The 25,471-nt window shown below is 34.2% G+C and carries 25 protein-coding genes; 17 read left to right on the forward strand and 8 right to left on the reverse strand.

Annotated elements, in window-relative coordinates:
* The first annotated feature begins 35 nt into the window (after positions 1–35).
* The 8 genes from ACWNMZ_RS12940 to ACWNMZ_RS12975 all read left to right on the forward strand — a co-directional run bounded on the left by ACWNMZ_RS12940 (position 36) and on the right by ACWNMZ_RS12975 (position 8,027).
* Entirely contained in the window at positions 36–686 is a 651-nt protein-coding gene (locus tag ACWNMZ_RS12940) for a helix-turn-helix transcriptional regulator (RefSeq protein WP_035416268.1), read from the forward strand.
* Positions 679–1,509 (forward strand): pyruvate, water dikinase regulatory protein, encoded by an 831-nt coding sequence (locus ACWNMZ_RS12945; RefSeq protein WP_235248010.1) that lies wholly within the window; start codon positions 679–681, stop codon positions 1,507–1,509. Before ACWNMZ_RS12940 ends, ACWNMZ_RS12945 begins: the two co-directional genes overlap by 8 nt.
* A gap of 493 nt (positions 1,510–2,002) precedes the next feature.
* Entirely contained in the window at positions 2,003–2,464 is a 462-nt protein-coding gene (locus tag ACWNMZ_RS12950; protein ID WP_235248012.1) for a YaiI/YqxD family protein, read from the forward strand.
* Between the two features lie 39 nt (positions 2,465–2,503).
* Positions 2,504–4,318, forward strand: a complete 1,815-nt coding sequence (dnaG, locus tag ACWNMZ_RS12955; protein WP_235248013.1) for a DNA primase — start codon at positions 2,504–2,506, stop codon at positions 4,316–4,318.
* Between the two features lie 38 nt (positions 4,319–4,356).
* Positions 4,357–5,481, forward strand: coding sequence for an RNA polymerase sigma factor RpoD (rpoD, locus tag ACWNMZ_RS12960; protein WP_016202990.1), 1,125 nt, complete (start codon positions 4,357–4,359; stop codon positions 5,479–5,481).
* A 170-nt stretch (positions 5,482–5,651) separates the two neighbouring features.
* On the forward strand, positions 5,652–6,176 hold the full coding sequence (locus tag ACWNMZ_RS12965) for a hypothetical protein (RefSeq protein WP_284561209.1): 525 nt from the start codon (positions 5,652–5,654) through the stop codon (positions 6,174–6,176).
* Between the two features lie 26 nt (positions 6,177–6,202).
* The gene (locus ACWNMZ_RS12970; protein ID WP_235248017.1) at positions 6,203–6,925 is read left to right on the forward strand and encodes a tRNA (adenine(22)-N(1))-methyltransferase; all 723 of its coding nucleotides are present in this window, start codon (positions 6,203–6,205) and stop codon (positions 6,923–6,925) included.
* Entirely contained in the window at positions 6,912–8,027 is a 1,116-nt protein-coding gene (locus ACWNMZ_RS12975; protein WP_235248019.1) for a Nif3-like dinuclear metal center hexameric protein, read from the forward strand. Before ACWNMZ_RS12970 ends, ACWNMZ_RS12975 begins: the two co-directional genes overlap by 14 nt.
* Positions 8,028–8,359: 332 nt before the next feature.
* Here ACWNMZ_RS12975 and ACWNMZ_RS12980 read toward each other — a convergent pair whose 3' ends face one another.
* Both ACWNMZ_RS12980 and ACWNMZ_RS12985 read right to left on the reverse strand, forming a co-directional pair.
* Positions 8,360–9,301: a 4-hydroxy-3-methylbut-2-enyl diphosphate reductase gene (locus ACWNMZ_RS12980; protein ID WP_235248021.1), complete on the reverse strand. Its 942-nt coding sequence runs from the start codon at positions 9,299–9,301 to the stop codon at positions 8,360–8,362.
* Positions 9,302–9,531: 230 nt separating this feature from the next.
* Positions 9,532–10,089 (reverse strand): YqfQ family protein, encoded by a 558-nt coding sequence (locus ACWNMZ_RS12985; protein ID WP_235248023.1) that lies wholly within the window; start codon positions 10,087–10,089, stop codon positions 9,532–9,534.
* Between the two features lie 282 nt (positions 10,090–10,371).
* Between ACWNMZ_RS12985 and ACWNMZ_RS12990 the strand changes: the two genes are divergently transcribed.
* Together ACWNMZ_RS12990 and ACWNMZ_RS12995 are read left to right on the forward strand one after the other, a co-directional pair.
* On the forward strand, positions 10,372–11,682 hold the full coding sequence (locus tag ACWNMZ_RS12990) for a DEAD/DEAH box helicase (RefSeq protein ID WP_235248030.1): 1,311 nt from the start codon (positions 10,372–10,374) through the stop codon (positions 11,680–11,682).
* Positions 11,683–11,703: 21 nt separating this feature from the next.
* On the forward strand, positions 11,704–12,597 hold the full coding sequence (locus tag ACWNMZ_RS12995) for a deoxyribonuclease IV (RefSeq protein ID WP_235248032.1): 894 nt from the start codon (positions 11,704–11,706) through the stop codon (positions 12,595–12,597).
* Between the two features lie 56 nt (positions 12,598–12,653).
* Here the strand turns inward: ACWNMZ_RS12995 and ACWNMZ_RS13000 are convergent, their stop codons facing one another.
* Positions 12,654–12,926 (reverse strand): DUF2624 family protein, encoded by a 273-nt coding sequence (locus tag ACWNMZ_RS13000; protein ID WP_311296502.1) that lies wholly within the window; start codon positions 12,924–12,926, stop codon positions 12,654–12,656.
* A 204-nt stretch (positions 12,927–13,130) separates the two neighbouring features.
* Between ACWNMZ_RS13000 and ACWNMZ_RS13005 the strand changes: the two genes are divergently transcribed.
* Positions 13,131–13,544: a Fur family transcriptional regulator gene (locus ACWNMZ_RS13005; RefSeq protein ID WP_031535403.1), complete on the forward strand. Its 414-nt coding sequence runs from the start codon at positions 13,131–13,133 to the stop codon at positions 13,542–13,544.
* Between the two features lie 144 nt (positions 13,545–13,688).
* Here the strand turns inward: ACWNMZ_RS13005 and ACWNMZ_RS13010 are convergent, their stop codons facing one another.
* Positions 13,689–14,270, reverse strand: coding sequence for a 5' nucleotidase, NT5C type (locus ACWNMZ_RS13010; RefSeq protein ID WP_235248034.1), 582 nt, complete (start codon positions 14,268–14,270; stop codon positions 13,689–13,691).
* 161 nt (positions 14,271–14,431) lie between these two features.
* Between ACWNMZ_RS13010 and ACWNMZ_RS13015 the strand changes: the two genes are divergently transcribed.
* Positions 14,432–14,800 (forward strand): DUF4190 domain-containing protein, encoded by a 369-nt coding sequence (locus ACWNMZ_RS13015; RefSeq protein WP_031535399.1) that lies wholly within the window; start codon positions 14,432–14,434, stop codon positions 14,798–14,800.
* 61 nt (positions 14,801–14,861) lie between these two features.
* On the opposite strand, the gene ispG is transcribed toward ACWNMZ_RS13015, so the two are convergent.
* Both ispG and ACWNMZ_RS13025 read right to left on the reverse strand, forming a co-directional pair.
* Positions 14,862–15,980, reverse strand: a complete 1,119-nt coding sequence (ispG, locus tag ACWNMZ_RS13020; protein WP_192840925.1) for a flavodoxin-dependent (E)-4-hydroxy-3-methylbut-2-enyl-diphosphate synthase — start codon at positions 15,978–15,980, stop codon at positions 14,862–14,864.
* A 237-nt stretch (positions 15,981–16,217) separates the two neighbouring features.
* Positions 16,218–16,538, reverse strand: coding sequence for a LysM peptidoglycan-binding domain-containing protein (locus tag ACWNMZ_RS13025; RefSeq protein WP_235248036.1), 321 nt, complete (start codon positions 16,536–16,538; stop codon positions 16,218–16,220).
* Between the two features lie 179 nt (positions 16,539–16,717).
* Between ACWNMZ_RS13025 and ACWNMZ_RS13030 the strand changes: the two genes are divergently transcribed.
* Entirely contained in the window at positions 16,718–18,406 is a 1,689-nt protein-coding gene (locus tag ACWNMZ_RS13030) for a methyl-accepting chemotaxis protein (RefSeq protein ID WP_235248039.1), read from the forward strand.
* A gap of 59 nt (positions 18,407–18,465) precedes the next feature.
* Here the strand turns inward: ACWNMZ_RS13030 and ACWNMZ_RS13035 are convergent, their stop codons facing one another.
* On the reverse strand, positions 18,466–19,245 hold the full coding sequence (locus ACWNMZ_RS13035; protein ID WP_031535390.1) for a DUF1189 domain-containing protein: 780 nt from the start codon (positions 19,243–19,245) through the stop codon (positions 18,466–18,468).
* Positions 19,246–19,390: 145 nt separating this feature from the next.
* Here ACWNMZ_RS13035 and ACWNMZ_RS13040 point away from each other — a divergent pair, with 145 nt between their 5' ends.
* Complete coding sequence (locus tag ACWNMZ_RS13040) at positions 19,391–19,870, forward strand: DUF456 domain-containing protein (protein WP_031535389.1); 480 nt, start codon at positions 19,391–19,393, stop codon at positions 19,868–19,870.
* Positions 19,871–19,918: 48 nt separating this feature from the next.
* Here ACWNMZ_RS13040 and ACWNMZ_RS13045 read toward each other — a convergent pair whose 3' ends face one another.
* On the reverse strand, positions 19,919–20,614 hold the full coding sequence (locus ACWNMZ_RS13045) for a Crp/Fnr family transcriptional regulator (RefSeq protein WP_031535386.1): 696 nt from the start codon (positions 20,612–20,614) through the stop codon (positions 19,919–19,921).
* A gap of 572 nt (positions 20,615–21,186) precedes the next feature.
* Here ACWNMZ_RS13045 and ACWNMZ_RS13050 point away from each other — a divergent pair.
* The 3 genes from ACWNMZ_RS13050 (at position 21,187) to ACWNMZ_RS13060 (ending at position 25,453) form a co-directional block, all read left to right on the forward strand.
* Positions 21,187–21,795 (forward strand): superoxide dismutase, encoded by a 609-nt coding sequence (locus ACWNMZ_RS13050; RefSeq protein ID WP_031535384.1) that lies wholly within the window; start codon positions 21,187–21,189, stop codon positions 21,793–21,795.
* Between the two features lie 163 nt (positions 21,796–21,958).
* Positions 21,959–23,176: an MFS transporter gene (locus ACWNMZ_RS13055; RefSeq protein ID WP_031535383.1), complete on the forward strand. Its 1,218-nt coding sequence runs from the start codon at positions 21,959–21,961 to the stop codon at positions 23,174–23,176.
* A 234-nt stretch (positions 23,177–23,410) separates the two neighbouring features.
* Entirely contained in the window at positions 23,411–25,453 is a 2,043-nt protein-coding gene (locus tag ACWNMZ_RS13060) for a peptidoglycan D,D-transpeptidase FtsI family protein (protein WP_048717107.1), read from the forward strand.
* Positions 25,454–25,471 lie beyond the last annotated feature (18 nt).

Consider the following 25,471-nt stretch of genomic DNA (forward strand, 5'->3'; position numbering starts at 1 on the left):
GATATCGTTACCTAAATGAAGGTGGTGAATAGGAGATCGAACTGAACAAACGGCAAGAAAGAATAATTGAAATAGTAAAAGAGAGTGGCCCAATTACAGGTGAGCATATTGCAGATAAATTAAACTTGACAAGGGCAACCCTTCGACCTGATTTAGCGATATTGACAATGGCGGGCTTTTTAGATGCCAGACCTCGAGTAGGATACTTCTATACGGGAAAAAACTCGGAAAGACAAGTAATCGATAATATACGCAATATATTAGTGAAGGATTATTATTCACATCCAGTTGTGGTTCATGAAAATTCCTCTGTATATGATGCAATCGTAATTATGTTTACAGAAGATGTTGGAACCATTTTTGTCGTTGATGAGAACTCCACATTAACAGGAGTTGTTTCTCGTAAAGATCTATTGCGAGCAAGTATTGGTAAACAAGAGTTAAATTCGTTGCCAGTTGCGATTATTATGACAAGGATGCCGAATGTCACGTATTGTTTTGAAGAGGAAATATTAGTAGATGTTGGCTGTAAATTAATGAATCGAGAAATTGATGCACTCCCAGTTGTAGAAAAAACGGAGAATGGTCTTCTTGTAATAGGAAGAGTTTCGAAAACTAATATTACTAGAGCGTTTGTAGACTTGTCTAATAATCGTGATGGAATTGTGGAGGAACAAAATGACTGAAAGACAAATTATATATGTTGTATCTGATTCGGTTGGTGAAACAGCTGAACTTGTAACAAAAGCAGCAATCAGCCAATTTTCCGGCCACAATGTTAATGTGCTTATAAAAAGATTTCCTTTTGTAGAGGATAAATCAAACATTCATGAAGTAGTAATGCAAGCAAAAGAAGAGCATGGAATGATTGCCTATACACTTGTTAAACCAGAAATCCGTAATTATATGAGTGAGCTAGCTCGGCAAGAAGGAGTATATGCATGCGATATAATTGGACCAATTATTGATCAGTTTCAAGTGTTATGGGGAAAGACTCCACTTTATGAACCAGGACTTGTTCGGAAATTAGATGAAGACTATTTTAAAAAAGTGGAGGCAATAGAATTTGCTGTGAAATATGATGATGGCAGGGATCCGAGAGGTTTAGAGAAGGCTGATATCATATTAATTGGTGTTTCGAGGACTTCTAAAACACCACTTTCCCAATTTTTAGCCCATAAAAGAGTCAAAGTAGCAAATGTACCGATTGTGCCAGAGGTAGACCCGCCAAAAGAGTTATTTGAAGTACCGGCGAGTAAATGTTTTGGTTTAAAAATAAGTCCGACAAAATTAAACAATATTAGAAAAGAGCGCCTTATTTCTCTTGGATTAAGTGACAAAGCGAGTTATGCGCAAATTGAAAGAATAAAAGAAGAGCTAACTTATTTTGAGGACATTGTGAATCGACTTGGCTGTCCAGTTATTGATGTTACAAATAAAGCAGTGGAAGAAACAGCAAATATTATTCACAGTTTGTATTATAGATCTAAGTATAGCGCAGACAGATAACTGCTTGATATTAGTGAGATTAATTGGTAAAAGCTTGATTCTCATAGTGGAGAATCAAGTTTTTAATTATGAAAAACTTGTGTTTCAATAATTTTCAAGTGAACTATTTCTCGTCCTATTTAAATGGCCGTTTCTAAAAATGGTTGTGTTCATAAAATAAATTAGCAAAGATAATTTCTATTTAATAAAATTAATTTAATGACCTATCTTAATTTATTTTTTGTATGTATTTTGGTTCTAGTATGGCATAAAAGGAATAATTATAGATAAAAAAAGATGGAATTTCAAGTGAATTTATACTATAATAAAAAATTGTGATAAAAAAGTATCATGTTTTAGGTTTAGACTTGGCTTTTTACGAATAAACTATTTATTGTGAGAAGTCAAGGAAAGGGATAAAAAAATTTTCGACATTACTTCTTTCGTGAAAAAATTATTTAGGAAGAAGGAATATGTGGAGTGATGTAGAATTAATAGTACATTAGGGAAACATATGGTATATGTTGATGCTGATTCCTGTCCTGTAAAAGAAGATATTGTCGAAATAGCTTCTTATTATCATTATGAATTGCTATTCGTTGCATCCTATGCACATATGATGAAAGAAAATGACGAACAAAAGTGGAAGTATGTGGATAGCGATAAAGAAGCTGTAGATTTATTTATTATGAATGCTACCAAAAAACAGGATATTGTCGTCACTCAAGATATTGGCCTTGCCTCTACGTTATTGTTAAAGCAAGTTACTGTCCTCTCCCCTAGGGGCGTAATATTTGAGGAGAAAACTATAAATACTGCACTTGATATGCGATATTTATCTGCTAAGGCAAGACGAAAAGGGGTATATGGGAAAGGGCCCAAACCTTATACAGAAGAGGATTGCCAAAAATTCAGAAGAAATTTTATAAGGATTTTGTCGAAAGTTGAAGGAGAATCGATTGGTTACGTCGAATAATTCTTTAAAGTAGGCAATAAGTAGGGAGATGTGTAGATAATGGTGGCGCGCATTCCTGAAGATAAACTCAATGAAATCAAACAGGCTACTGACATTGTTGAAATCATTGGAGAACATGTATCCCTTACAAGACAAGGGCGCAATTTTATCGGTCTTTGTCCTTTTCACGGCGAAAAAACACCTTCTTTTACTGTATCGCCAGATAAACAGATATTCCATTGCTTCGGCTGTCATGCAGGTGGAAATGTATTTACTTTCCTTATGGACTTAGAAGGCTCTTCTTTTGTAGAAGTTGCATCAAGTTTAGCTGACCGTGCGAATATTGAATTAGGTATCGAAGTGTCTGAGCTGGAAAGAAAACCAGCCATTCCAGAAAATTTACAGCAAATGATTGATGCACATGATTTATTATCTAAATTCTACCATCATTTGCTCGTAAACACAAAGGATGGTCAGCATGCATTAGAATATTTGTCTAATAGGGGCTTTACTTTACCTATCATTGAAAAGTTCCAAATAGGCTATACACTTAATTCCTGGGATTTAGCTGTGAAGTTTTTAGGGAAACGTAAATTTGATGTTTCGCTATTAGAAAAAGCTGGTTTGATTGTAAAAAGTGAAAGGGATGAGAAATATTTTGATCGTTTTCGCGATCGAATAATATTCCCTATCTATGATCGAAATGGTAACACAATTGCGTTTTCTGGACGTGCTTTAGGGGATAATAATCCCAAATACCTTAACAGTCCAGAAACTCCAATTTTTAATAAAAGCAATACACTTTACAATTTTCATAAAGCAAGGCCTATAATACGAAAGCTTCAACATACCGTTCTTTTCGAAGGATTTGCAGATGTTATAGCTGCAACAAGAGCGGGAGTTGAAAACAGTGTTGCGACAATGGGGACCTCCTTAACGGAGGAGCATATCACAATTCTAAAAAGAAACGCACGAAATGTAACGATTTGTTATGATTCTGATTCAGCTGGGATAGAAGCAGCCTTTCGTGCAGGACAGCTTCTTACAAAGGCTAATTGTGTTGTAAAAGTAGTGATGTTACCAGATGGAATGGACCCAGATGATTATGTGAACAAATTTGGGGAAGATAAATTGCAACAGGAAATACTTCATGGAAGCATACCTTTCATGGGATTTAAAATGCTTTACTATCGAAGAGGGAAAAATCTTCAAAATGAAGGAGATAAACTCGCTTATATAGAAGAAGTAATAGGAGAAATTGCTAAACTGGAGAAGGCGGTAGAAAAAGACCTTTATTTACGACAGGTAGCAGATGAGTTTTCTCTCTCTTTAGAGGCATTAAAGCAGCAAGAGATGCAGATGGAACAATCAGTTCCAAATGAAAATGCTGTTGAAAAAAGTGTAGTTCCTGTCAAACAATACACGGTTAAAAAACGGGCAACTGGATTATTACCAGCATATCATACTGCGGAAAAAAGACTGCTTGCACATATGTTTAAAAGTGAGGATATTGCCTACAAAGTGCAAGACTCTTTACAGGGAAAAGCATTTAATATTGATGAACACCAAGCGATCTTTACTTATCTTCTTGCTTATTATGAAAAGGGTTTTGGTAACGATACAAGTTCATTTATGAATTTTATTGACGATCCAGACTTACAACGGATCGTAGCTGAAATCGAAATGATGGAAGTGAATGAAGAGGTAAGTGAAGTAGAAATTAGTGATTATATGAAACAAATCATTAATTATGAGAAATTGCTTGAAATAAAGGAAAAGAAGCAAATGCTGAAAGATGCAGAACGTCAAAATGACTATATAAAAGCTGCTCAAATTGGCATGGAAGTCCTTTTATTAGAAAAAACGTTAAAATAGTATATTATTGTCTTGATTTTTTGGAAGGAGGGGGACATATGGCTGAGAAGTCTGCCCGTTCAAAAGAGATTGAAACGGAATTAACCCTTGATCAGGTAAAGGAACAATTAACAGAAGTAGGTAAAAAAACGGGTGTGCTCGCATATGATGATATTGCTGAGAAGTTATCCAGTTTTGAATTAGATTCTCACCAAATGGATGAGTTTTATGAATTTTTAGGTGATCAGGGAGTCGAATTAATCGGTGATGGTGAAGAAGAAGCACCGAATGTCCAAGAGCTTGCAAAAGGGGAGGAAGAATTCGATTTAAATGACCTAAGTGTTCCCCCAGGTGTAAAAATTAATGATCCAGTTCGTATGTATTTAAAAGAAATTGGAAGAGTAGATTTACTTTCAGCAGAAGAAGAAATTAATTTAGCAAAACGTATATTACAAGGCGATGAAGAAGCGAAACGCCGTCTTGCAGAAGCTAACTTGCGCTTAGTTGTAAGTATTGCTAAACGTTATGTTGGACGTGGAATGCAGTTCCTTGATTTAATCCAAGAAGGAAATATGGGTTTAATTAAAGCTGTTGAAAAGTTTGATTATGAAAAGGGATTTAAATTTAGTACGTACGCAACATGGTGGATTCGTCAAGCAATAACTCGTGCAATTGCGGACCAAGCGAGAACAATTCGTATACCTGTTCATATGGTTGAAACCATAAATAAATTAATTCGTGTGCAACGTCAATTACTACAGGATCTTGGCCGCGAACCAACTCCTGAAGAAATTGGAGAAGACATGGATTTATCACCAGACAAAGTAAGAGAAATTTTAAAAATAGCGCAAGAGCCTGTTTCTTTAGAAACACCGATTGGTGAAGAAGATGATTCTCACTTAGGCGATTTTATTGAGGACCAAGATGCTACTTCTCCTTCAGAGCATGCTGCCTATGAATTACTTAAAGAGCAATTAGAAGACGTATTAGATACATTAACAGATAGAGAAGAAAATGTTTTAAGATTGCGCTTTGGGCTTGACGATGGCCGTACACGTACACTTGAAGAAGTAGGAAAAGTATTTGGTGTAACACGTGAAAGAATTCGTCAAATTGAAGCAAAAGCTTTAAGAAAGTTAAGACATCCAAGCAGAAGCAAACGATTGAAAGATTTCTTAGAGTAAGTAGCTTACGGCTTAGTAATCTTCAATATGATTCCATAAAGAAATAGTTTACTTCCTGTATGAAGTGGCTATTTCTTTTTTTTCAGTTTTAGAAATGTTAATGCGCTTTTTTCACTTAGTTATTACTTAAATAAAAGGAAGTGATGCTAAAGATGCAAGACCAGAGAAAAATGATTATTGTAAAGGAAATAGCTTATTGGAAAGAAAATAAAATGCTTCCAGAACATTATTGTGATTATTTACTCACATTGTATACAGAAGGAAATGGTGTGGAAGAAAGTCAGGTAAAGAAAGAAGGCAAAAGCATCTTATTCATTTTTTCCCTTTTATACTTTTCTTTCATTCCAATAACTATATTTTTATTATATTTTACTGAATTGTCTTTCATTTTGCAAATGGCTATTTCACTAATTTTTCTGATTTTTTGTTTTGTCGGTATTTTTTTGTATAATAAAAATGAGTGGAATGTAGATATACCAGCCACTGTTGCAGCAATTATCATTCTTTTGTGTAGTGTAGTTTTTGGTTTGAAATTTTTTACTAATGAAATAATATTTTTATATATCATTTTATTCCTTAATTGCTTATTTTGGTATTTATGTGGAAAGAAATATAAATTATTATATTTTACGATTTCCGCATTTATTGGGACCTTTCTCCTGGTGATACTTCTTGTATCAAAGTATTTGCTTTAACTAGAATTTGAAATGTGGTGTTAGTAATGAATACAGATAAATTATCCAAACGATTAGAAACCGTTGCAAAATACATACCTAAAAATGCAAAATTTGCAGATATTGGATCTGATCATGCGTATTTGCCATGCTATATGGTGAAAAGAAATAATGTTCGTTTTGTCATTGCAGGAGAAGTGGTTGATGGTCCTTACCAATCTGCTGTTAAACAAGTAAAACAGGAAGGATTGTCTTCAAATATTTCTGTAAGAAAAGGAAATGGCTTAGAAGTAATCGAACCAAATGAAGTGGATTGTGTAACGATTGCTGGCATGGGTGGAACATTAATCGCAACAATTTTAGAGAACGGCAAGAATAAACTAAAAGATTCTGTTCAAAGACTGATCTTACAGCCTAATGTTAGTGCATCTTCCATTCGAGAGTGGCTATTGAAAAATGATTGGATTTTAATAGATGAAGAAATTTTGGAGGAAGATGGAAAAATATACGAGGTTTTGGTAGCTGAAAAAGGGGATTCCCGCCCATTGTATGAATTAAATAAAGAGAAAGCATTATTATTTGGACCATTTTTAATGAAAGAAAAAAATGCTGCCTTCGTTAAAAAATGGACACATGAGAAAAAAAATTGGCAGAGAATACTTACAAATTTGAAGTCTGCACCTGAATCAGAAGAAAATACGCAAAAAAGTAAAGAGCTAGAGAGGAAGATTAAATTAGTGGATGAGGTGATAACGAATGAAGACAATTAATGGTTATGAAATAATTTCATTGTTTGAACAATTCTCCCCTAAAGCATATGCAATGGAAGGCGATAAAATAGGGTTACAAGTAGGAGATCTAAGCAGACCTGTTAAGCGTGTTATGGTAGCATTGGATGTTCTTGATGAGGTAGTGGAGGAAGCAATTTCAAAAGGAGTGGATTTAATAATTGCTCATCATCCACCCATTTTTCGTTCTTTATCTAAAATAACGATGGATAATCCATCTGGAAGATTAATGCATAAATTAATTAGACATGATATTACAGTCTATGCTGCTCATACAAATCTTGATGTCGCAAAAGGTGGGGTAAATGACCTTTTAAGTGAGGCTTTAGGATTACAAGATGCTGAAGTATTAGTTCCAACCTATGAGGATAAATTAAAGAAATTAGCTGTTTATGTACCTAAAAATTATGCTGAACAGGTGAAAAAAGCTATAGGTGATGCAGGTGCTGGTACACTCGGAAATTATAGTCATTGTATTTTTTCGACGGACGGTATTGGTGAATTTCAACCGTTAGAAGGAGCAGACCCATACATTGGCAAGGTAAATAAATTAGAGCATGTAGAAGAAGCAAAAATAGAATCAGTTTACTTAGCTTCCAAAGAAAAGAATATAGTAAAAGCGATGATTAAAGCCCATCCCTATGAAGAGGTTGCTTATGATATCTATGATTTACAAATAGAAGGGGAGCAATTAGGCTTAGGTAGAATAGGTAAAGTGAATGAGATGACATTATTAGAATTTGCTAATCATGTCAAAGAAGTTCTTGAAGTTGACCGGGTACGCGTAGTCGGAAATTTAGATGCGAAGGTCAAAAAAGTGGCAGTCCTAGGCGGAGACGGTAATAAATATTATTCCCATGCTTTAAGGAAAGGCGCCGATGTTTATATTACAGGAGATATGTATTATCATATTGCTCATGATGCTGACGCTTTAGGATTAAATATTATTGATCCAGGACACAATGTAGAAAAAGTGATGAAGGCAGGAGTGGCAAAGGTTTTAACGGAAATGTGTAAAGACAAAGGCTATGAGGTGGAGATTTTTCCTTCCGTTATTCATACAGATCCGTTTACTTTTATATAAGGAAGATTTTAGAGATATAAAAGCAGGCAAACTTTAATGGAGTTTGTCTGCTTTCTTTGTTCAATTGGAAAATGAATGATTATGAATTTAAAATTTAATAACCGAAAAAGCTCACACACTTAGTCAAAGAAATATGTTGTGGGAAGAGTTGTGTTTATCTAGTAAATGAAAACCAAAAGCAGAAGCTTGGATGAGAAAAGTGGACATCATCAAGGGAATGAAAACCAAAAGCAGTAATTAAGAAGAGAAAAATGGCGTTCATCAACCAAAGGAATAATAGCAAAAATTAGAAAAACAAGCGTCCCACTTTATAGTGAACGCTTGTTTCAATATTATTTCACCTTTACTTTTGGCAAGATTTTATTTAAAGGAACTTTCTTTTCCAATTGCCATGTGCTTTCATCTGCAGGATCATATTGATCTAGAAAATTAATAACCTCTTTCGTAATCGGGGTTGGTGTCGATGCTCCTGCTGTAACGGCAACACTGTTTGCATCTTTTAGCCACTCAAGCTTTAGTTCCGAAATGTCTGATATACGATATGACTTTGTATCGGCAATTTCTTCAGAAACTTGGGCTAAACGATTGGAGTTATTGCTTTTGGGATCTCCTACAACAATTAATACGTCTGCTTCTCCAGCTTGTTTAGCAACTGCTTCTTGTCTTACTTGTGTAGCTAGGCAGATTTCTTTATGAAATTCAGCATGTGGAAATTTATCTTTAATGCTTTCCATTAAATCAGCTACATCCCATTGACTCATCGTTGTCTGGTTTGTAACAAGAATTTTCTCCCTATTAATCTCTAATCTGCTAATATCATCCTGCGTTTCTACTAATGAGACAGCATGTGGAGCCACACCAACGGCTCCCTCTGGCTCAGGATGACCTTTTTTTCCTATATAAATAATATAGTAACCTTCTTTTTCCTTTTCTCTAATTAAATCATGGGTTTTAGTTACATCTGGACAAGTTGCATCCAATGTAACTAATCCCTTATCTTCCGCTATTTTACGTACCTCTGGTGATACACCATGTGCAGTAAAAATTACTGTACCCGAGTTTACTTTTTCCAATATTTCTTTTCGATTTTTTCCATCTAATGTGATAATGCCTTCTTCTTCAAATGCATCTGTAACATGTTTATTGTGAACAATCATTCCAAGAATATAGATGGGACGAGGCAGTGTTTTATCTAAAGCAGCATTTCTGGCAATTACCATTGCATCAACAACACCGTAGCAATAACCTCGAGGTGCGATTTTTATGACTTTCATTCTCCGATTCCTCCTGCAAGATACTTCTACTAACAATATATTAAGTAATAGGTACGATTATTTCCACCAATAATATAACATGTTTATTATATAAAACATAAGAGCTGTTTACAAAGTATAACTGTCTGGAAAAAGGAAGATTCATAAAAGACGATAAAAAAAGACCAAATAAAGCAATAGCCAATTTGGAATGAACCGTTTTGTGGGTATTGCCTGTTAGGTCTGGGGATTTATATATATAATTTTGGTTTTGGAGCACCTGTAGGTTTTTCGGATACTGATTCCATTTCAAAATCATCGATAACATCATCGACTTTTTTAGTTTGTCGTTTTTTAACTGTTTTCTTTGTATCTTCGCTTTTTCCTTTCTCTGTTGCTTGATCTGCAACGTTTACTTCCTCTGGTTCTTTGCTGGAGCTCGTTAATCCTCTGTACATTTTCCAAATAGCTGGGATATTTTTAACCATTGGTCCATATTGGTTTACCATAGGCCCAATTTGGCTTGCTGTATTAAGGAATTTTTGAGAATTTGCTAAAAATCCATTAATAGAAGAAGGATTAGTCAATGTTTTTAGCAACCCGCCTCCTCCAGATGCAGCACTTCTAGCTCCTGCAGCATTATTACCGCCTCCAAGAAGTTTGGATAATAAACCGCCGCCACTTCCTCTGCTAGGTACTCCACCTCGGCCCATTGCTCCTCCAGGGAAGCTAGTTGGTCCTCTCATTCCTGGCATTCTTCCGCCCATTGGTGGTCCTTGGAATGGGCCACGTGGTCTTGGTGGCATCATATAAAACGCCTCCTTTCACTTATACTACTTTATAGAATATGCAAAGACTTACAAGATGTTTAGGTTTTACGAAGAAATAATGGATAGTGTCATATGTAATGTAAAATGCTAGGATTAGGGATAAAAAATATATTTGATTTATGGTATTGGAAAAAATAAAAAGGGCACACATTATAGCCTTTTAGGTAAATTTTTATTATAATAAAATGATGGACAAAAGAGCTATAGATAAATGCCAAATCTGCGCACGCTCATTTATCTGGCTATTAAGGAGTTTTTTATATGAGTAATAATCAATTTAAACAATACGAGTTTAAACCATTTATTATAGATGCAATTGACGAATTAGGTTTTTACGAACCGACAGAAATTCAACAGAAAGTAATTCCTCTTGTTTTAAAAGGGGAAAGTGCAATTGGGCAATCGCAAACTGGAACAGGTAAAACGCATTCATACGTTTTACCGATTATTCAAAGAATAGTTGCTGAAAAACAAGCAGTACAAGCTGTTATTACAGCACCTACTAGAGAATTAGCGAATCAAATTAATCAAGAAATTTTGAAAATAATTAAGCATTCCGAACAACCAATAACAACTCGCCTATTTATTGGAGGTACGGATAAACAACGTTCGATTGAAAAGCTTAAAACACAGCCACAAATTGTTGTAGGTACGCCTGGAAGAATTAATGATCTTGTTAAAGAACAAGCATTATTTGTGCATACTGCAAAAATTCTAATCGTTGATGAAGCAGATCTTATGCTAGATATGGGCTTTATTGAAGATGTTGATCAAATTGCGTCAAAAATGCCAAAGGATTTAAGCATGTTTGTATTCTCTGCGACAATCCCTGAGAAATTAAAGCCATTTTTAAAGAAGTATTTAGAAAATCCAACATATGTTCATATCGAACCAAAGCAATTAACAGCCGCAAAAATAGAACATGTGCTAATTCCTTCCAGACATCGTGATAAAATTACAACAGTATATGAAGCGTTAGTAAGCTTTAATCCTTATCTTGCGATTGTATTTACAAATACAAAGCAAATGTGTGATGAAGTTGCAAATGGCTTATCAAACAAAGGTCTTAAAGTTGCAAGAATACATGGTGGTTTGACACCTCGTGAGCGTAAAAAAGTAATGAAACAAATCCTAGATCTAGAATTCCAATACATTATAGCTACTGATTTAGCAGCAAGAGGAATTGATATTAAAGGGATCAGTCATGTTATTAATTATGAGTTACCAACAGATTTAGATTTTTATGTGCATCGTGTTGGAAGAACTGCAAGAGCAGGTTATTCCGGTATTGCCTTAACAATATATGAGACATCAGACGAAGATAAGTTAAATCAATTGGAAAAACTAGGCGTAGAATTTAAGCATATGGATCTTAAAAAAGGCGAATGGGTAGAATTAGATGATCGTAATCGCCGCAAAAACCGCAAGAAGCAAGTGGATGAAATTGATGTAAAGGCTAAGTCTCTTGTTAAAAAGCCTAAAAAGGTGAAACCTGGCTATAAGAAAAAAATGCAACAACAAGTAGAAACAATTAAAAAGAGAGAAAAGAGAATTAAGAGTAGAAAAAAATAGGGGAATAGAGGAGTGTTTGAATTGTTGAAAATTGGTTCACATGTATCAATGAGCGGGAAAAAGATGTTACTTGGAGCTAGTGAAGAAGCAGTCTCCTATGGTGCTAATACTTTTATGATTTATACTGGTGCACCCCAAAATACAAGAAGAAAGAAAATAGAAGACTTAAATATTGCAGCTGGCCAGCTTCATATGGAGCAAAATGGCATAGAAGATATTATCGTGCATGCACCATATATTATTAATATTGCCAATACTACGAACCCAGCTACTTTTGAATTGGGCGTTAACTTCTTACGTAGTGAAATAGAAAGAACAGAAGCACTAGGAGCCAAACAAATTGTTTTACATCCAGGCGCACATGTAGGAGCAGGTGCTGAAGTTGGTATAAAAAAGATTATCGAGGGCTTAAATGAAGTGCTTACTGGGAACGAAAACTTGCAAATAGCGCTAGAAACAATGGCTGGAAAAGGATCTGAATGTGGTCGTACCTTTGAAGAATTAGCAATGATTATGGAAGGTGTTACCTATAATGATAAATTATCGGTATGCTTTGATACATGTCATACACATGATGCTGGATACAATATTGTAGAAGATTTTGATGGAGTATTAGAAGAATTCGATCGTATCGTGGGAATTGATAAATTAAAGGTATTGCATATAAATGATAGTAAAAATATTCTTGGAGCTCGAAAAGATAGACATGAAAATATCGGTTATGGGCAAATCGGTTTTGATGCATTGGTGAAAATAGTTCATCATCCCGAGCTAGAAAATGTTCCGAAAATATTGGAAACACCATATGTTGGGATAGATAAAACGAATAAGAAAGCACCTTATAAGCATGAAATCGAAATGATTAAAAATAAGGCATTTAATGCAAATCTATTGGAAGAAATTTTACAAAGTTAAAAAAAACGCTCTTCCGGAGCGTTTTTTATTTCTTTGTGAAGCTTAAGTATGGTAGATTACTGCTCTGCAAATAAGTTAAATAACTCGTTTAGTTCCTTTGCTGTAGCAGGACTTGTTAATTTAGCGACCTCTCTGATTAATTGTGCACGTTCATTAGGCTTGAAAATATTGATTTTTCGGCCATTAAGATGATTAGCAAGCTTTACGGCTTCTTCGTTTGTGATTTTAATTTTGAACTGTTTACTGTATTTCATTAGTTCAGTAGAGGTTATGTTGTTAATTTTATGATTGATTATGTTTTCAAAAATTTTCATGTCATCACTCCCCATTCTAACATATGAGGGGAAAGACAAAAATGTGCTAATTTTTTTTGATTTCTCTCATTTAGTATACAGAAAGTGATATCTTTACAACAATCATTCGTTCTTGTATACTGATTTTGATACTATTAAATGTTATATAAATCGTAATGATTACTATAGAATTTTCGTTTTATTTGATAAAAATGGATAGGGAGAAATGAGGTGGAGAAAATGAATGTGCAAACTGCACTTGATATCCTAAAGGAAAAAGGATATAAACATACAGACAAGAGAGAAGATATCTTAGCATTATTTTCTAATGAAAATAAATATTTAACCGCTAAAGATGTATTAGAGTCATTAAAGGATGATTATCCAGGTTTGAGTTTTGACACGATATACCGAAACTTATCATTATTTGCAGAATTGGATATTTTTGAAATGACAGAATTAAATGGAGAAAAACATTTTCGCTTTACTTGTTCTCACCATCACCACCACCATCATTTCATTTGCTTGGATTGTGGGAAAACGAAAGAAATTATTACATGTCCAATGGAAGAACTTACTGAAAGTTTAAAAGGCTACGATGTTTCTGGTCATAAGTTTGAAATTTATGGAAAATGTCCTGAATGTCAAAATTAAAAAACGAAGCATATCTATTCTGATATCGCTTCGTTTTTTCTTAATAGGTTGTTTTTGTAAAAGGAAGCAGGACATATTAACTTTAATTTTTTTAACAATAATTCATAAAAAGTCTTTATAAATGTTATGTAGGGGTAAAGGAGTTTATTGATTCACTTGAGTTTTAACCCATTCTTCCACCCACTCATACGCTTCATTCCACGTAGTTACCCGTTTAACCCCTTTAGGAATTGGTTTCCTATTATATGGTGTATCAAAGAGTATAACTGGGATTCCTAATTCTTCATGAAGCATTACGGCATTATCATGCTTATCTTCAAAGAAAATATCCACCATGTTTCTTTTGGCAGCCGCAATTTTATGATGAGAACCAATTAATTCAATATGATCAAAGCTAATCCCATTACTTTCAAACCATTGTTTTGTTAGTTCAAGCATGCCTTCGCCTCTTGCGCTAATAAATATGAGTTCATGTTGCTTTGCCCATTTTTGTAATACAACACTTGCGCCTTCAGCTAGGGGAGAGGACGAGTAAATTCTTGCCTCATTTTCCAAAAACCACTTGTCAAACTCTTCGTTAGTAACATTGACTAAAGGATAAAATTCATATTGAACAACATCCTCTAATGTAATATTCAATTGAAAGCTTTCATTTAAAAAGGGAACAAACGTAGCAGGGCTAGTTACTGTCCCATCAATATCGATTCCAAAACGCATTTTTTTCATTTTATGCTCCTTTATTCAAAGTTGTTCTTATCTAGCTTAACAAATAAACTCGACAAGGAAAAGGGAAGAACTAAAAAGTTATGTAAATCATTTACAGACATAGGGACACAGAATTTGGTGATGATAATAAATGCTCCTATTAAAGAAAGCGAGGGATCATCATGGCAGATCAAAACAGCAATGAAGGATACAGTCACGATTTTCAAGATAGAGAGCGAACTGGATCACCTGTTGATTATTTGGAAGAAACATCAGCAGAGATAACACCTCCAATGACTTTTAATGATACACGTCCAGTGACCTCCGATGTTGAGCGAGACAGGAATATAGTAGGTGGAAAAGGAATTGGTATTACAGCTTTAGTCATATCAATCCTGTCCTTATTTGTAATGCCTATTATATTAGGGGTTGTTGGGATAGTATTAGGATTCATCGCAAGAAAAAAGGGAGCATCAGCACTTGGAACTTGGGCTATCTCTCTTGGTGCCATCTCCATTATCATTGGAATTTTTATTGCCCCGTTCTTTTAACTTAAAAATGGGGAATTAAAAAAATCTAACCTCTATCACGAGGTTAGATTTTCCTTACTTTTTATTGAATATTAATTGTATCTTTATTTTCAGCTTCTTCAGCTGCTTTTTTCGCAAAATACTCTTCAGCTATTGCATCGATTTCTTTCTTAAGTTCCTCTACCATTATGTCCTCTGGTACCTTGCGGACAATTTTTCCTTTACGGAATAGTAGGCCTTCGCCACGGGCACCAGCAATACCAATGTCCGCTTCTCTTGCTTCTCCTGGTCCATTAACTGCACAGCCTAGAACTGCAACCTTAATTGGTGCTTTAATCGTAGAGATGTAGTCTTCCACTTCGTTGGCAATACTAATCAAGTCGATTTCAATTCTGCCACAAGTGGGACAGGAAATTAATGTTGCAGCATTGGAAGAAAGACCAAATGACTTCAACAATTCTCGAGCAACTTTTATCTCCTCAACGGGATCTGCACTTAAGGATATACGTAAAGTATTTCCGATGCCTTTACTTAAAATAGCACCTAGACCAGCAGCGCTTTTTACTGTTCCCGCAAATAATGTACCGGATTCAGTGATGCCTAGATGTAAAGGATAGTCAAATGCTTTTGCTGCTTTTTCATATGCTTCAATTGCTAAGTTAACATCAGAAGCTTTCATGGATACAATGATATCATGAAAATCAAGGTCTTCTAATATTTTGATATGGTGCAAGGCACTCTCGACCATTCCATCTGCAGTTGGATAACCGTATTTCTCTAGAATCTTTTTCTCTAAAGAACCAGCGTTAACACCAATACGTATCGGAATCCCTTTTGCTTTTGCAGCTTTTACAACCGCTTCAACTTTTTCTCTTTTCCCAATATTCCCTGGGTTGATTCGGATTTTATCTGCTCCACCTTCAATTGCTTTTAATGCTAAACGGTAATCGAAATGGATATCTACTACTAATGGTATGTTTATTTGTTTTTTAATCTCGCTAATGGCATTTGCAGCACGTTCATCTGGACATGCAACACGAACAACCTGACAGCCAGCTTCTTCTAAGCGTTTAATTTGGGCAACTGTTGCTTCAACATCATGGGTTTTGGTAGTGGTCATGCTTTGAATAAATAATTCATTACTTCCCCCAATGGTTAAGTTACCGACTTTAATTGGTCGGGTTTTTGTACGATGAATAATTTCACTCAATGGTGATTCGCTCCTTTTATATTGGACAAGCCAAAATAATTTAGCTTTTTATATTTCTTTGTAACCTTACCTATTGTATCAATGAAACATTCATATTGACAAGAATCTTGCTAAAAATCACTTTGCATTTTTACTGGGAATCCCTAATTTGACGGGGAAAAAGTTTCATTAGGTGAGAAAAACAATAAAAACTTCCACCATTATCATTTCTGCGGAAGCTAAAGTTTATTATTTATATATCGGAAAAGAATATGATTTTCCGATTTGAATATCTTCAGGTTTTAAACCACCATTTAGTTTTTGAAAGTCATTTACAACAGTCTCCAAGCTAACCGATAAGGCGCCAGTAGAATATTCTTCTACAATAGAAAGAACGGTATCACCAGATTGGACTTGTTGTTCAAAAAATAATGGCGCTTCTTCTGGGGATGCCTGGACTTCTATTGAGGGTTCTTGTTTTTGAGTAGAGGAAAGCGTACCTTCATTTAAATCGATATAAATAACATATATTGTCACTAAAATTACAAAGGTAATAAAAAACCTTTTCATCCTACATCCCCCTAAACTAATTTATAGACAAACTATATGCTTGTCCACTATGAATTAGAACGAAAAAAGTATTCAGGCAAAGGGGGATAGGGAAAAAGTCGTGAATTTAAAAATTAAATTACTTTATCTTTACATGCCCTTAATAAATTTCTGTGAAAATAGTCATAGGGGGCGAGCAAATGACAAAAGTCATAAAGAAGCAAAGGATAAAGGAAAGGCTTTCTATACAAAATCGGTTATTTCTGTTTGTTTTGCCATTATTTATTATTACGATTTTGATGTTAGCGTTTATTTCCATTAATAGCTCTACAAAAATGACAGTTAAAATGATGAAGGAGAGACTAGAGAAAGAAACAAGCACTATTTACGTTATGGCTCAAAATACAATGCTAATGTACGTAGGTCAGGAAGAGAAGTTTCAAACGAAAATGGAACAAATAATAAGAGATCAAGATGCTAGCTTTGCCAAAGAAGGGTTAAACGCTTCTTTCTTTTTGCTATCGGAAAAGGAAGTAAAACCATTTAAAGTGAGTCAAAACTCCCGATTTAAGTTGGATGATTCTTTTATTCAGAAACTAGAGGAATTAGAATCAGGCGTATTGGATACAAAATGGAATGGAGAAACGTATACCGTTGCCTTTCAACAAATTCAAGAACTAAGAGGGATTTATTTGTTAGTAATTCCCCAATCTGAATATTTACATAATGTCAATCAATTAAAAAATAGTTTGTTGCTTTTTTCGGTATTAAGTATACTGATTATTGCTGTCGTTATTCGATATTTTGTCAAAACAATGGTAAGCCCATTACTAACGTTACGAGAAATTATGCGAATAGCAAGGAATGGTCATTTAGAAGAGGTTTCTACCATTAAAACTGGGATTCCTGAAATCAACTCGTTAATTAACAGCTATAATTTATTAATACAAAGATTAAAGCTTGTACTATCGGAAATGCATGCAACTAGTGATCATTTATCCAAAACAAATGATATTTTACAAACAGAGGCATTGCAAATGATAGAAAGTGGAGAGGCGCTTTCGGAAATGATTGTTACGGTGAAAAATGGCGCTGAGCAAACGGCAATTAGTTCAGAGCATAATATAACCGTTTTCCAAGAATTGAAAGGCTTAAGCGATCAAATCGACCAAAGTAGTCAAAAAATTAAGGAACATACAGACGAAATGAATGATTCTGCCATACTAGGCGAAGAGAATATAAATAATTTATTTGCAAGTCAACATATGCTACAAGATAAAGTAACCGTCATTTATCGTAATAATGATTTACTTAATAACCATGCTTTATCAATAAAAAAGGTTGTCGAAGATATTAAAGAACTTGCAGAACAAACCAAGCTATTAGCTTTAAATGCTACACTTGAAGCAGCTCGAGCTGGTATCCAGGGAAAGGGATTTGCTGTGGTAGCAAATGAGGTGAAGAAATTAGCTGTTTTGTCTTCTAAATCAGCAGAGGATATAAGAAAGTTTACACTTGATATGGATCAAATCATTCAAAAGTCATCAAGTGATTTAAAAGATATACAAAACAATTTTACGAAAAGTGATGACTTAGTGCAAAAAGCGACTGTCTCTTTTAATCAACTATTGAAGGGAATTTCTTTAGTAAGTGAAGGGCTAAAAGATAATCACCATTTATTAAATGAGCTACAGGCGTTTTTTCCTAAGATGGAGTATAGCACGCTACATGTTACTTCCATTAGTCAACAAACACTCGCAAGTTCAGATGAGATGAAAAAAATAGGTGAAATACAGCAGGATAGTATCAAGGTTAATGCTGAGATAAGTTCTAGACTATCGATGTTAGTGGCAAAACTAGAGGAAAATATAAGGATGGAAGAAAAGTAAATCTCTTAAGAAATAAAAAAGCAAAAACCAATGTGTAAGGTTTTTGCTTTTTTACTGTGTTATGGTTGTAGTGGTTTTTCCGGCTTGACCTCTTTAATTGCTAAACAAACAAGGAATAAACTAATGAACCAATTTAATAGATAGCCACTTGGAACAATGGTTTGTAAACAGTCCATAATAGTAAAGAAAATAACGGGAATGGTTGTACTATATACGGTGATTTTCCAGCATTGTGCATATGTTAATGCTCTGCCGAAAATTTTCGAGAAAAAGTTTCCAAACATAGCAAGTACGATTGTTTGAAGAACTTTATAAATTAGCATAAATAAGATATAGGTTACAACTAAAATGATGATAAAAACATATGCTAAAGAATCCATTGTTTGGATAAAATCAATTAGCTCTTCCTTTGTAAGGGTGATATTTCCAAATGAGGAATATTCAAAACTCTGCGCCTGTCCTGCTGTTACGATTACAAATTCATTTTTTAAGAGCGCTACAGTATTTCCATAAGTACTAATTTTTGTATGGTCATAGGTTCCAGAAGCATCTAGAATGATTGTTAAATCAGGCTTTTCAATGATAGTTGGTTCATCTTGATTTTTGGCATTTAATGTATTGTCGCTTATTGTAAAAGAAGGTACTTCTTCTTCCATTGTTATACTAAAAGTATGTATTGCTTCATTTATTCCCTTACTTAAATAATACAAATTAGGTATAGCTGCAATAATAGTCAAAAGCAACAAATAAATAATGGTTTTTCCTATGCCTTGAAAACGGAAGCTTGCTATATCTTTTGGAGAATAGAGGCTTCGATAAAACTGCTTAAAAATATTCATTCTGACACATCCTTCAAAAGTTTCATTCCTATTGTATCTTTTTCATGCTAATAGATACAAGTCTCAGCATTTGATTTGCATAAAAAAGTATGGTAAAAGTTTTAAAAGGATACACCTATACTAATTAGAAGGAAAGGGAGATGTAATGGATATTATTTATTGGATTATTATCAGTATTTTATTTATTATTGCTTTTGCTGGCCTGATTTATCCTATCATCCCAAGTGTACTATTTATTTTAGCAGGGTATCTATTATATGGTGTCTTCTTTTCGTTTGAAGAACTTAGTGTCTTTTTTTGGATTATCCAAGGGATGTTTGTTGCCTTATTATTCTTTGCTGATTCTGTATCTAACTGGATCGGTGTAAAGAAGTTTGGCGGTACAAAGGCTGGGATTTGGGGAAGTACAATAGGATTGCTTGTTGGACCTTTTGTCATTCCTGTAATTGGCATCCTACTAGGTCCATTTCTAGGAGCCGTACTAGCAGAGCTTATCGTTAGTAGGACCGATTGGAAAAATGCGCTTAAAATAGGAGTAGGCTCACTAATAGGCTTTCTCAGCAGTATAGTTACGAAAGCTATTATTCAGGGGATAATGATTGTGTATTTCTTTTTGAAAATATAAATTAATGGAAGAAAAGGTAAGGGTAAGCTTTTACCTTTTCTTCTATTATTAATTAAGTCCGCAAATATCCACAGGACAGTTTTGACAATCGACTGCTCTTTTTAAATAGGCAAGATTTTTTACAGTAATTTTTTGGTTGCTGTATTCAATGACTTCTCTTTCTCTTAAATCTTTTAATATGCGTTGAATAACTTCTCTTGTCCCGAAGGTTAAGTTCGCTAATTCTTGATGTGTGATGGGAATATCAATCAAGATCCCTTCTTTATTTTTTATTCCAAATGAATGACATAGCCTGATTAATATGCTGTATAGGCCGCCCTTTTTTCCATTCATTATAAGATCTTGGCATTTCATATGTGCTTTTAGATATCCCGTGCTTAACCAACTAGTAACAGAAATAAGGAGCATTGGATCTTTTAAAGCTAAATCTTCAAATTCACTGCGGTTAATCGCAAGAACATCACAATCTGTAAGACTTTTGGCAAAAAAATAATACTTTGGGGAATGTTTAAATAATTGGTATTCTAACAGCAATTCCTCATCATGGAGTATCTTAATGACGAATTCTTTTCCTTTCTCATGGACTCTCCCAAGAGAAATAGTTCCATTTAATAAAATATAAATTTTTTGAACAGGGTCTTTTTCTTGAAATAATAAAGTTCCCTTTTTTATATGTTCTATTTTGTCAGTCTCAAAGAAATGTTGTATCAATAAACTATATAATGATAGTTGTACTTCATTCATAAGAAAGCACTCCTTAAAAAGTTCCTCTTTTCTTGATTAAAAAACATTGTGAAATATTTGTCAATCTTGATTTGGAATAAAATGGTTATCGTGTGAATGGTGTGAATTCTATTCTACTCTAAAACGTTGATTCGTAAGGAAGAAACACAAAAATGACAATTTATCGAACTTATTTCAAGTTGAGTTCTAATAGAAGCGGTAATAAACAAATTAGTATAAATACTGGAGTGATGTTAATCACTAGAGGATGGTGGAAATTAAAAACTTTATTTTTAAGTAGAAATATAAAGTGATGATTGTTATTTTCTAACTAATAAAGTGAAAGTGGTTTCATCAAATTTAAGAATAAGGAGACAAGAACAATCCGTCCTATAAACAACTAGGCATTTGCCTGTTTAAAAGTAATTTTAGATGGGTATTTTAAAGAGGGAATCTTTTCAAGCAAATAGATTGAAAGTAAGTTCTTTATTTGATAATGTATTGTTAAAGAGCTTCTCTTATATAAATTGTCGAAATAGGACAAAACAATATAAGGAAGAAAATAATACATATAATATTAGGAGGAATTAGACATGGCTTATTCATTACCACAATTACCTTACGCTTATGATGCATTAGAACCTCACATTGATAAAGAAACGATGAACATTCATCATACGAAACATCATAATACTTATGTAACAAATTTAAACAACGCACTAGAAGGAAATGGCGAATTACTTTCTAAAACAGTGGAAGAACTTGTATCTAATCTTGATGCAGTGCCAGAAGCTGCTCGTACTGCAGTTCGTAACAATGGTGGCGGTCACGCAAACCATTCCTTATTCTGGGAAGTAATTTCTCCAAACGGTGGCGGTCAACCAACTGGTGATTTAGCTGCTGCTATTGACAGCAAATTTGGTAGCTTTGAAAACTTCAAAGAAGAATTCTCAAAAGCTGCTACAACTCGTTTTGGTTCAGGTTGGGCTTGGCTAGTTGTGAACAACGGTGAGTTAGAGGTAACAAGCACACCAAACCAAGACAATCCTTTAATGGAAGGTAAGACACCTGTTTTAGGATTAGACGTTTGGGAGCATGCATACTACTTAAATTACCAAAACCGTCGTCCTGAATACATTAGTGCATTCTTTAATGTAATTAACTGGGATGAAGTAGCTAAACGTTATTCAGCTGCTAAATAATAATAGGTTAGCAAAACCTGTGGGCATTATGCTCACAGGTTTTTTTGTCTTATTATGGAAAAGATAGTAATTATAGCTTATTTTCATAATTGTTAGTTTTTATATATAATGCATAACGATATTCATTTTGTTAGAAACTACTCTAGAACAAAGGGGAGTTTCTATGATGAAAATAGGAAAAATTTTAGGTGATGTAGAGCTTACAAAAGATTTAAAAATATTGTTGCTCACCGGTGGATTGTACGCATTAAGTGTAGCACTTTCTAATACTTTCGTTAACGTATTCTTATGGAAGCAGTCAGGAGAATTTAGAGATTTAGGATTGTATAACCTTGCTATTATCTTGCTGCAATTACTTACCTTTACACTTGCTGGCAGATGGGCAAAGAAAATTGATCGTGTCATTGTATTTCGAATTGGTGTTGCCTTCCTTACCATTTTCTATTTGACAGTACTATTAATTGGAGACAAAGCATCTACATTTCTCCTAGTGTTAGGGGCAATACTTGGTATTGGCAACGGATTCTATTGGCTAGCGTACAATGTTTTGACATTTGAAGTTACCGAACCGGAAACTAGAGATTTCTTTAATGGCTTCTTAGGACTATTAAATTCTGTTGCTGGGATGATTGGACCGATGATTGCGGGATATATTATCTCACAGCTAACAAAGTCAACAGGTTATATGATTGTTTTTGGAATGTCTCTTGCACTCTTTCTTCTAGCGGTTATTTCTAGTTTTTTTCTCAAAAGAAGGCCGGCAGAAGGCAAATATTATTTTAAAAGAATTTTGGAAGAGCGAAAAAATAATTATAACTGGAAACTTATAACGAATGCTCATTTTTTTCAAGGCTTACGAGAAGGCGTCTTTGCGTTTATGATAACTGTCTATGTTTATATAGCGACAGACAGTGAGTTGGCTTTGGGTAAATTTGGGTTAATCAATTCGGGAATTTCATTTGTTGCCTATTATATTGTTTCGAGGACAATCAAAAATGAGAATCGGAATAAGTCCATTTTAGTTGGAGGGATTATGCTATTCCTTTCGATGTTTATTATCGTTTTTGATTTTTCTTACACGAAATTATTGATTTATGCGAGTACTATAGCTATCGCTTATCCATTAATCCTTGTTCCTTATACTAGTTTAACTTTTGACGTAATCGGAAAAGGATGGAAGGCAGGAGAAATGAGAATTGAATATATAGTCGTAAGAGAATTGTTTCTCAATCTAGGAAGGCTTTTATCCGTTCTCATTTTTATAATTGGTGTAAGCATGTTCAATCCAAATAAAGTAATCCCTGTCTTGTTGTTTATCCTAGGAAGTGGACACTCGGTGATTTATTTTTTTGCTAGAAGAATCAGATGGAAGACAGCTTAACTATGTAAAAGAAGATCTGTTATAGAGTTAACAGATCTTCTTCTTCTTGTGAAAAGGTGAATGAGAAAGAGAGAATTCCTTTAAAAATCCTTTAATCATATAGAAATTTCTGTAATCTTCCTTTAAAATAGAAAATAGGAGAGTTTTGGAGGAAATGGTGGGGTTTTAAAAGTGGGAGAAAAAAAGAAAAAAAAGAGAAATCCAATACCTTTAAGAGTTAACCTTATATTCTTTATGGTATTTTTATTGTTTTCAGCACTTATTTTAAGATTAGGATTTGTACAGATTGTGTATGGAGACGATTATAAAAATGAAGTAGAAAAGAAAGAGGATGTCGTAATTAGCACTTCTGTTCCAAGGGGAGAAATGTATGACAGAACAGGTAAAAGTATTGTAAGCAATGTAGGCAAGAATGCCATTACATATACTAATTGGAAGAAGTATACAGCAGAAGAAATGCGGGATACGGCTGAAGAATTAGCAAAAATTATTAAAATGGACAGCGATAAAGATCTTAAAAAGATTTCAGAAAGAGACAAGAAAGATTATTGGATTTTAATCAATCCAGATGAAGCAAAGACAAAGATATCAGAAGAAGATCAGAAACAGCTTGCGTCAAAGTATAAAGACGACAAAAAGGAATATCAAAAAGCGTATGATGAGCTATTGCGTAATAGCATATCTGAAACAGATTTAAACAAACTAACCGATTTAGATATGGAAACATTAGCGATATATCGAGAGTTTCAAAGCGGTTATTTTTATACTCCCCATATTGTAAAAAATGAAGGGGTTACCGATAAAGAAATTGCCATTATTAGTGAAAACTTAGAAAGATTACCTGGAGTAGACACCCTTCGAGATTGGGATAGAGAGTATGAATTTGGCTCCACTTTAAAAACTGTCTTGGGAAATGTGAGCACCTCTCAAAGAGGAGTCCCAGCTGAAGAAAAAGACAGCTATTTAGCTAAAGGATACAGCATGAACGATCGAGTTGGACTAAGCTATCTAGAAAAGCAATATGAAGATGTTTTAAAAGGGCAAAAGAAAAAGGTTAAATATATTAAAGATAAAACAGATGACATTGTAGGCTCGGAAATTTTATCGAATGGATCTGCAGGAAATGATTTAGTATTAACCATCGATATGGATTTGCAGCTGGAAGTGGAGAAAATCATTGAGGAAGAATTAAAAAAAACGAAATACGGTTATGCTGGTACCAAGTATTTAGATCGAGCATTTGTTGTATTAATGGACCCTCATACAGGGGAAATATTAACAATGGCTGGTAAACAATTAGGAACAGATGATGATTCAGGAAAACAAATTGTTAATGATTTTGCGTTAGGGAATATTACAACTTCCTATAACGTGGGTTCAGTCGTAAAAGGTGCTATGGTAATCACAGGCTATAAAGAAGGGGTTCTAAGTCCTGGTACGACATATATTAATGATTCAACGATGCAAATTAAGGGTTCTAACCCTTTTAAGTCCTGGAAGACAATGGGGAATATTAATGACTTAATTGCTTTAAAGCAATCATCCAATGTTTTTATGGCTAAAACGGCTATTATGATAGGAAAGGGAAAATATGCTTATATGCAGCCATTAAACATTGATTTGGATGCATACCCAAAGATAAGAAATTCTTTTTCTGAATTTGGATTAGGTGTGCGAACAGGAATTGATTTGCCAAATGAAATGGCTGGTTTTAAAGGAGCAATTGATCCAAATCAGCCAGCAAATTTAATGTTCTTATCCATTGGACAATATGATACCTATACAAATATGCAATTAGCACAATACATTTCAACAATCGCAAATGGTGGTTATCGCATTCAGCCACACTTAGTGAAAGAAATAAGAGAGACATCCAGCGAAGAGGGGCAATTAGGACCGATTGTTCAGGAAATTCAACCCAAGGTATTAAATAAGTTAGATTTGGAACCTGGTTGGATGGAGCAAATTCAAAAAGGTTTTCGAATGGTAATGCAGCCAGGAGGGACAGGAAGTGTCTTTGCAGGTGCTTCCTATAGTCCGGCTGGAAAAACTGGGACCGCAGAAGCTTTTTATTATGATCCATTAAATAAGCAAGAAGAACCACCACAAGTTATGAATGTAAGTTTAATAACATATGCCCCGTCCGATAATCCAGAAGTAGCAATGGCAGTAATGGTTCCGTGGGTTTATACAACAAATAATGGTCCTTCCCCGAACTTAACAATCGGAAAACGTGTAATGGATAAATACTTTGAATTAAAGAAAGAAAAAGACTAGATTAATAGACTTACGATA

The organism is Niallia sp. Marseille-Q9988 (genome assembly GCF_976954375.1).